At 43.1% G+C, this 5,835-nt stretch carries 8 protein-coding genes; 1 reads left to right on the top strand and 7 read right to left on the bottom strand.

Annotated elements, in window-relative coordinates; genetic code table 11:
* Window positions 1-136: 136 nt before the first annotated feature.
* A complete protein-coding gene (locus A3756_RS11830; RefSeq protein ID WP_068553552.1) occupies window positions 137-730 on the top strand; it encodes an SIS domain-containing protein in 594 nt (197 codons plus the stop codon).
* Between the two features lie 28 nt (window positions 731-758).
* On the opposite strand, the gene A3756_RS11825 is transcribed toward A3756_RS11830, so the two are convergent.
* From A3756_RS11825 to rplM, 7 genes are all read right to left on the bottom strand, one after another.
* Window positions 759-1,166, bottom strand: coding sequence for a ClpXP protease specificity-enhancing factor (locus A3756_RS11825; RefSeq protein WP_156490427.1), 408 nt, complete (start codon window positions 1,164-1,166; stop codon window positions 759-761).
* A 32-nt stretch (window positions 1,167-1,198) separates the two neighbouring features.
* On the bottom strand, window positions 1,199-1,828 hold the full coding sequence (locus tag A3756_RS11820) for a glutathione S-transferase N-terminal domain-containing protein (RefSeq protein ID WP_068516402.1): 630 nt from the start codon (window positions 1,826-1,828) through the stop codon (window positions 1,199-1,201).
* Window positions 1,829-1,996: 168 nt separating this feature from the next.
* Window positions 1,997-2,755, bottom strand: coding sequence for a cytochrome c1 (locus tag A3756_RS11815; protein ID WP_068553551.1), 759 nt, complete (start codon window positions 2,753-2,755; stop codon window positions 1,997-1,999).
* The gene (locus tag A3756_RS11810) at window positions 2,755-3,969 is read right to left on the bottom strand and encodes a cytochrome bc complex cytochrome b subunit (protein WP_231872182.1); all 1,215 of its coding nucleotides are present in this window, start codon (window positions 3,967-3,969) and stop codon (window positions 2,755-2,757) included. Before A3756_RS11810 ends, A3756_RS11815 begins: the two co-directional genes overlap by 1 nt.
* The gene (gene petA, locus A3756_RS11805) at window positions 3,966-4,559 is read right to left on the bottom strand and encodes a ubiquinol-cytochrome c reductase iron-sulfur subunit (protein WP_068516412.1); all 594 of its coding nucleotides are present in this window, start codon (window positions 4,557-4,559) and stop codon (window positions 3,966-3,968) included. Before petA ends, A3756_RS11810 begins: the two co-directional genes overlap by 4 nt.
* A gap of 298 nt (window positions 4,560-4,857) precedes the next feature.
* Entirely contained in the window at window positions 4,858-5,250 is a 393-nt protein-coding gene (gene rpsI / locus A3756_RS11800; protein WP_068507251.1) for a 30S ribosomal protein S9, read from the bottom strand.
* 12 nt (window positions 5,251-5,262) lie between these two features.
* On the bottom strand, window positions 5,263-5,691 hold the full coding sequence (gene rplM / locus A3756_RS11795; protein WP_068516415.1) for a 50S ribosomal protein L13: 429 nt from the start codon (window positions 5,689-5,691) through the stop codon (window positions 5,263-5,265).
* Window positions 5,692-5,835: the final 144 nt, after the last annotated feature.

Below are 5,835 nucleotides of genomic sequence, written 5' to 3'. Positions count from 1 at the left end.
ATGCCGATTTGATGTTATATCTATCAGCCAGAAAGAGAACAGCTTATCCGAGCAAATTCATTGGCACAAAGCTGCATTCGATGCATCTTATTGAGCTCAGTTTATTACCTAAATCACCTAAAACGGTTAACTAGAAATGTCCGAACTATCACCACTATCAAACTACCTATGTGAAGCTGTTGATTCTGCCGCAGCAAACCTTGAAGCACTTAGTGAAAACCTGGAGCAAGCTTGCAACCTAATTACACAGACACTTCTGAGCGATAAAAAACTGATTATTTGCGGGAACGGTCTATCTGGACCAATCGCAAGCCTTTTAACAACCTGCTTAATGAACCAACAGGAATTCGAACGCCCAAGCCTTCCTGCGATCAATATTTCTATCGATTCCACAACTATTTCTGCTATTGCGAAGGACGGCAATTACAACCTTAGCTATGCCAAGCAAATTAGAGCCATTGGTTTCGAAGGAGACACCCTGATTGCACTATCTATCGATGGCAACTGCAGCAATATTGTTCAAGCAATTCAAACCGCGCACGAAAAGGACATCAAGGTAATCACACTTATCGGTCATAAAGATGGGAAAATTTCTGCGATAAAGCAGGGACAGGATGTTGAAATCCAGCTAAACACCAATTCGGTAGCGCGAGCGATGGAAGCTCAACTTATGGCAGTTAATGCCATGTGCCACCAAATCGAAAATCAACTTTTTGGTGGCGCATTTTAGTTAAGAAAGCCTAGAACAGGCTTTCTCTTTATTTAACTATCTTTAGAGAAGGCTTATGAGGCAGGTGTTCTGCCGCTTTCTTCCCTTCATCTTGTGGGTCATTCGGACTCGGCGGCTCTGGAGCACCAGGCTCAGCCCCGAACACCATACCCTGTCCATTTTCTTTTGAGTAAATCGCCATAATAGCTACGATAGGAACGTAGACCTGCATCGGAACGCCACCAAAACGCGCTCGAAAACTAATAGCCTCTCCATCAATTAACAGCTCATTAACCGCACCAGGACTAATATTGAGTATAATTTGCCCATTCGTGACATAGTCTTCTGGGACACTTACACCCTGGATACCGGCATCAACGACGATATACGGCGTCATGTCGTTATCCAAAATCCAATCATTTAGTGCTCGAACCAGATATGGCCGACTTGGAGTCATTCCGCTCACCCCTTTACTCATTATTTAGCGACTTAGTGTCGCATTTCTTTTTCTAGTTCAGACAAGCTAGCTTGAAAGGACTCACGCTGAAATATACGATCCATATACTTCGAAATCGGTTTTGCCTGGACATCATCTAACTCAATTCCCATTACCGGTAAACGCCACAACAAGGCAGAAACACAGCAATCGACAATGGTAAACTCTTCACTCATGAAGTAAGGCATTTCTGAAAAAATCGGCGCTGTAGCAATCAGGCTTTCTTTCAATTCCTTACGATACTCATTCGCCTTCGCAGCATGCGGATCAGCAAGAATTGCATCAGCCAGACGACTCCAATCTTTACGGATTCGGTACATCATCAAGCGGCTTTGCGCTCGAGCAACCGGATATACTGGCAACAAAGGAGGGTGCGGAAAGCGCTCATCCAAGTACTCCATCATAATATCCGACTCATAAAGTACTAAGTCGCGGTCAACCAAAGTAGGCAAGTCATTGTATGGATTATGATCAGAAAGCTCAGCAGGCTTGTTATCTGGGTCAACGTTAACAACGTCAACTGCGACACCTTTTTCCGCTAAGACTATTCTTACCCGGTGACTGTAATGGCTCTCACCATCAGAAAAAAACGTCATGGACGAACGTTTGGTCACAACACCCATATACTTACCTCAACCTTTAAATCAGATTTACTGCACTGATAGCACAGTTTTAAATTTGGGCAGAATTATACACGATTTACAAGCCAGTCGTGAAAATTCTCTTGGATAGAAACAAAAAAAGCCCTCCATGCCTACACATGGACGGCTTTTATTCTTCTTTCTAGCTAACTAGTGAATATCTCTCCAATACTCTTTGTTCAAGAAGTATGCAAAAACAAACAAAAACGCTAGGAATATAAGAACATTTCGGCCAAGTGCCTCACTTTGAAGCCTAGAAGGCTCACCAACATATTCTAAAAAGTTAACCAGATCATAGATCGCTTCGTCATATTCAGCAGGACTCAAGCTTCCTTCTGTCGCATATTCAGAACAACCACTACTCTTAACAATATTTCCGCTTAATGGATCAACAACAGGCTCAACACCTAACTCTGGCGCGACAGCACAAACACCCTGCAAACCAGCTAGTACGTGCGGCATACCCACATCTTTGAAAATTACGTTATTCACACCATAAGGGCGCTTTGAATCGGCGTAAAATCCACGCAAGTAGTTATATATCCAATCAGGACCACGCAAACGAGCACTCAAAGTCAAATCAGGCGGAGCACTACCAAACCAAACCTTTGCCTGATCTTCAGCCATGGAAATTTCCATTAACTGGCCGATCTTGGTATCACCTACGAGAATATTTTCTTCAAAAATATCATGAGGAATTCCTAAATCATCAGCAGCACGCTCATAACGAGCGTACTTCATTGAGTGGCAAGCAAAACAGTAGTTCACAAATAAAGATAAACCATTCTGTAAAGACTCATTATCTGAAATGTCTGTTTTGATGTGATCCATAGGCGCTGCAGGTCCACCTGCAGCAAAAGCACCTAAAGAAATAACAGAACAGAAAACCGCAATTAATAAATGTTTCATTATCCTGTCACCCTCTCTGGAACTGGCTTGGTTTTTTCAATCTTTGTATACCAAGGCATTAATAAAAAGTAGGCAAAATACACAGCAGTCAAAATCTGCGCCCATAGCGTTCTTTCAGGCGTCGCAACAACAACACCTAAATAACCGAGTATAGAAAATGATACGACTAACAACGCTAGCGCAACTTTACTGATCCAGCCTTTATAACGAATAGACTTAACAGGGCTCTTGTCCAGCCAAGGCAAGACAAACAGAATTGCTATTGCAGCACCCATCACAACCACACCCAAGAATGCATCAGGTACAGCACGAAGCATTGCGTAGAATGGAGTAAAGTACCAAACAGGAGCAATATGATCAGGCGTTTTCAGCGGGTTTGCTGGTTCAAAGTTTGGCTTCTCGATAAAGTAACCACCCATCTCAGGGAAGAAGAAGACAACACCACAGAATACAAACAAGAAAACAACAATACCGACAATATCGTGCACACTATAGAAAGGATGGAAAGGAATACCGTCTTTTGGAATACCGTTTTCGTCTTTATTCTGCTTTATTTCGATACCATCTGGGTTATTCGAACCCACAGTATGTAAAGCTAATACATGCAGAACAACCAATGCCAAAATAACGATAGGCAATGCCACGACATGCAAAGCAAAGAAGCGGTTTAGCGTGATACCTGAAATCAGGTAATCACCACGAATCCACAAGGACAAATCCTCACCAATGTAAGGGATCGCGCCAAATAGGTTTACGATAACCTGAGCACCCCAGTAAGACATCTGGCCCCACGGTAACAAATAACCCATAAATGCTTCAGCCATCAAAGCTAAATAGATCGTCATACCGAAGATCCAGATAAGTTCTCTAGGCTTCTTATATGAACCATACATTAAGCCACGGAACATATGCAGATAAACCACAACAAAGAATGCTGAAGCGCCGGTGGAGTGCAAGTAACGCAGCAACCAGCCATATTCAACATCACGCATAATGTACTCAACCGATGCAAACGCACCTTCAGCACTTGGGTTGTAGCTCATAGTCAACCAAATACCAGTAAGAAGCTGGTTAACCAAAACAACCATTGAAAGCACACCAAAAATATACCAAACATTAAAGTTCTTTGGCGCGTAGTATTTACTCATGTGATTTTCGAATGCTTCAACAACAGGGAGGCGCTCGTCAATCCAGTTAATTAGCTTTTGCATTATGCCTGCTCCTCATCAACACCAATAACTACCGTTGCATCATCCAGGTACTTATAAGGAGGAATTTCCAAGTTCTTAGGTGCTGGAACCCCTTTATAGACTCGACCTGCCAAATCAAAACGAGAACCGTGACAAGGACAGAAAAAGCCACCTACCCAGTTAGCATCAAATTCTTGAGGCTTCACTTCTGGCACGAATTGTGGAGAACAACCTAGGTGAGTACAGATACCAACAATGACTGCATACTCAGGGCGCGAAGATCTAAACACCCCTTTAATATATTCAGGCTGCTGAGGTAACTCAGACTGAGGGTCTCGCAACTCATCAGACAGCTTTTCAATATTATCAAGCATCTCTTGAGTTCGACGAATAACCCAAACAGGTTTACCTCGCCACTCAACAGTCATTCTCTGACCTGGCTCCAACTTTCCAATGCTTGCTTTAACTGGCGCACCGGCAGCTTTTGCTTTTGCACTTGGATTCCAAGACGCAACAAACGGAACCGCTGCTCCAATTGCCCCTACCCCACCAACAACGGAGGTAGCACCGATTAAAAATCGGCGTCGGCCAGCATTAACGTCGCCATCACTCATATAGGCATCTCCCAATATTAACTACGTACCAATATTTACGTAGTAGTTTAGTTATGATGACCCAGCAACATCTACACCAGTATAAGTAACTTATACCTGCGTAAATAACGCCCAATCACTTTATCTTATCGACACTAGACTAAAATTTTAGACCGCGCACTTCAAAACCCACAGATAGTAATTAAATTGACCTGCCGCTTCAACAACTTTCGCTACAATATCCCTAATAAAAATAAGGATTAACATAAAAAAAAACGCCTGCCAGCATAACCGACAAGCGTTTCTTGAATAAGGCGTATTAACGCTTTGAGAACTGAGGCTTCTTACGCGCTTTGCGTAGACCAACCTTCTTACGCTCTACTGCACGCGCATCACGAGTAACCCAACCTGCTTCACGCAGTGCTGGACGCAACGTTTCGTCATACTCCATTAGAGCACGAGCAATACCGTGACGAATCGCACCAGCTTGACCAGTTGTACCACCACCTTTTACAGTGATTTTTACATCAAGCTTATCGGCCATCTCTACCAACTCTAGAGGCTGACGAACAACCATCTGAGCAGTCTTACGACCAAAAAACTGATCTAGTGCACGGCCATTGATCTCAATATTACCGCCACCAGATTTTAGAAATACGCGCGCCGCAGAAGTTTTACGACGACCAGTTCCATAATTATATGTAGTTGACATAATCGCCTTCCGTTAAATATCTAAAACTTGCGGTTGTTGTGCAGTATGAGGATGAACATCACCAGCATACACTTTTAGCTTTCTGAACATTTCACGACCTAGAGGTCCGCGTGGCAACATGCCTTTAACCGCACCTTGAATAGCACGCTCAGGAGCTTTATCGATCAATTTTTCGAAAGAAATCGACTTAAGACCACCGATATAACCAGTATGTCTGTGATAAATCTTATCTTTAGCCTTGTTACCTGTTACTGCAACTTTCTCTGCATTAACAACAACAATGTAATCACCTGTATCAACATGAGGTGTGTATTCTGGCTTATGCTTGCCCCTTAAACGGCTCGCAATTTCACTTGATAAGCGACCAAGTGTTTTGCCTGTAGCATCTACTACATACCAGTCACGCTTTACGCTTTCTGGCTTTGCACTTAACGTTTTCATTTATTCCGCCTTTAGCTCCAATGAGCCTTTACAAAATCCAAGTTCGATGGCAATTTCGCCATTCGGATGTCACGAATTATCGCGGTTTCACATATTGAGACGGGGCTGTACTCGCAAAGCTACACCGATAATTTTAGGGCGCGC

The organism is Oleiphilus sp. HI0086 (assembly GCF_001635225.1).
This window is presented reverse-complemented; position numbering and strand designations above follow the sequence as displayed.

What these genes read in the sequence shown, in the direction of transcription:
- A3756_RS11815 (WP_068553551.1), bottom strand. Translation starts at nt 2,755, where the DNA reads ATGAAACATTTATTAATTGCGGTTTTCTGTTCTGTTATTTCTTTAGGT.
- rplM (WP_068516415.1), bottom strand. Translation starts at nt 5,691, where the DNA reads ATGAAAACGTTAAGTGCAAAGCCAGAAAGCGTAAAGCGTGACTGGTAT.
- petA (WP_068516412.1), bottom strand. Translation starts at nt 4,559, where the DNA reads ATGAGTGATGGCGACGTTAATGCTGGCCGACGCCGATTTTTAATCGGT.
- A3756_RS11825 (WP_156490427.1), bottom strand. Translation starts at nt 1,166, where the DNA reads ATGACTCCAAGTCGGCCATATCTGGTTCGAGCACTAAATGATTGGATT.
- rpsI (WP_068507251.1), bottom strand. Translation starts at nt 5,250, where the DNA reads ATGTCAACTACATATAATTATGGAACTGGTCGTCGTAAAACTTCTGCG.
- A3756_RS11820 (WP_068516402.1), bottom strand. Translation starts at nt 1,828, where the DNA reads ATGGGTGTTGTGACCAAACGTTCGTCCATGACGTTTTTTTCTGATGGT.
- A3756_RS11830 (WP_068553552.1), top strand. Translation starts at nt 137, where the DNA reads ATGTCCGAACTATCACCACTATCAAACTACCTATGTGAAGCTGTTGAT.